General features: G+C 49.4%; 1 protein-coding gene. It reads right to left on the bottom strand.

Going from position 1 to position 2,181, the window contains the following annotated elements; genetic code table 11:
* Positions 1-84: 84 nt before the first annotated feature.
* Positions 85-2,181: hypothetical protein (locus tag C7B77_RS30580; RefSeq protein WP_181244076.1), on the bottom strand; the 2,097-nt coding region annotated here is incomplete at its 5' end.

The following is a 2,181-nucleotide window of genomic DNA, read 5'->3' as shown; positions in this document are numbered from 1 at the left end:
CCCCTACACATAGATTATTATGAGTTTCTATTTTTTAGTCTCCTCGTCCCCTCGTCTCCCCGTCTCCTCGTCTCCTCGTCTCTCTTAAAATCCATATTTAATCGACACACTTACAGTATTATCTTTATACACATTTGATGTCGGGCCGAGGGTGCGGCGGAAATCGATTTCAGCGGCATTCCAGCCGAGATAGATTGCCGAATTGGAATTAGGATCTAGATCGTAACTGATATTTGCGCCGAAAGGATTGGTAGAAATATTGTTATCGAATGCGGTGAAAAAACCACCGACTCTGAGCCTGTCGGTAACTTTCCAATTTAGATTAAAGACTGTTTTATTGTCTACTGATTCTGGCAGTACATTACCAAAAAATTGCGTGCCGCCGATCGAGAAATCGCCAAAGTTAAATGCTAATCCGGCATTGATAAAGCTTTGGGTAGTGCGGATTGGGAGCGATTGGAGGGTAATCGCACCATCGACGATGTAATTGGCATTAAACCCGATGACAAGATTATGGCGGGGATTGGCACCCAACCCGATCGACTGCGTGGCATTGGCAAATAGTTGAGTATAATACTCCGGATCGGGATTGAGATAACCGACGCCGCCAACGCTATAACTAAAACCACGGGGATTGACGCTCGAATAATCGCTGCCGACATAAGCTTTGATATTTGATGTCGTTTTGGCATCGAATCCGGGATTGACGATCGCCCCAGTATAGTACCGCCACAGTGTATTTTCAGTTAGAGTCGTTCCGGTAAAACTGATGTGAGGCTGATAATCTGTCCGTTGCCGAATCGTATCGCTATCTACACGGGAGACATCCCGATTGAATACCGTGACATATCCTTGCCCGTAGGCATTTTGCAAGCCACTAGAATTAAACCCAAACCCATTGAGATTGATATCTACCGGAACGCCGCCGCCTTCCCCACCGCCACTAGCGACGATTCGAGGTTCGCGCAGGGTAATGTAACGATAATCCCGAATAAACTCGCGCTCGACGACTGGAGACATTCCCACCCAAATCGCTTGATGGCTCGCTCCTGGCGGAATTTTGGGATCGCTGCCAAAACTGGGTGCATAACCCGTACCCCCTTGATAGACTGTCAGGCTATTATCGGGAATGCGGACGGCATTTGCCGCTCGATAGAGGTTGGGATTGACGACGATCCGCGCTCCAGGTTTGCCTGGGGCGATACTGGTTTGAAAGTCTGGTAAAACTTGCCCCAACACGTTAGCGATACCATTGGCAAGTTGATTGCGATCGCCATTGACATAATTTAAGGCTCGAATCGTCCGCCCGACTGTCGATTCGACGCCATTAGTGGCAAAACTCTGATTCAGTCGGGCGTAATTAACCGCCACATTAGTCTTAAACGTCTCTTGACGTTCGCCTGTCAATACTGGCGGCGGGGAACCTTCTGGTGGTGGAATCAAACCTACCGCCGGAACTGTAATATCGATGCCAAATTCTTGCCCATTAGCACCGCCCTGAAATCCTGGTTCCCTAATCGCGGCGACAGATGCAGGGGAGAGGACATCGCCAAATTGCGAGGTAATTCTGGCTCCGGTGGGTTGCAATTTACGCGGATCGATGACGCTATCGTCGATCTTAATGCCGGGTAGAAAGGTGCAAGTTTGGGCTGGATTATTCAGACAGCTAGCATCTAAACTAATCTGCTGGCGAAATCCCAATAAGGTTTGGGGTTTGGCGACGGAGACGGCAATATCCTGATTTTGAACGACATTGCGAATTCCCACGGTTTCAAGTTGGGTATTCACCCGTACTACCCGATCGGCGGTGACGCTCTGGACGTTTTTGGCTCCAATTACCCTAAAAACATCAAACCGCAAATCGGTATTGCGAAAATTCCCCGTTTCAAATCCGGCGGTGGCGACTGTGGTGGTGAAGTGCGAAACCTTATTCCCATTGAGTACGAATTGGGTAGAAAAGGGATCGACAACTTTGGGATCTAAAACTTGGGGCGCGATAATAAAGCGCGGATCTTTGGCTGCGTCTGGCTGCGGCGCGACGGGCGCATTTTGAGACGGAACGGCGGGGGTGTTATTCGGTGGGGGCAGTAGATCTGGTGACAGTACCGAATTAATCGGCACGATCGGAATGCTAGGCGGAATTAAATTCGGCAGAAGCAGCGGCGTCAGTAGTGTGGGGAG

It is taken from the genome of Chamaesiphon polymorphus CCALA 037 (assembly GCF_003003845.1).
GTDB lineage: Bacteria > Cyanobacteriota > Cyanobacteriia > Cyanobacteriales > Chamaesiphonaceae > Chamaesiphon > Chamaesiphon polymorphus.
This window is presented reverse-complemented; position numbering and strand designations above follow the sequence as displayed.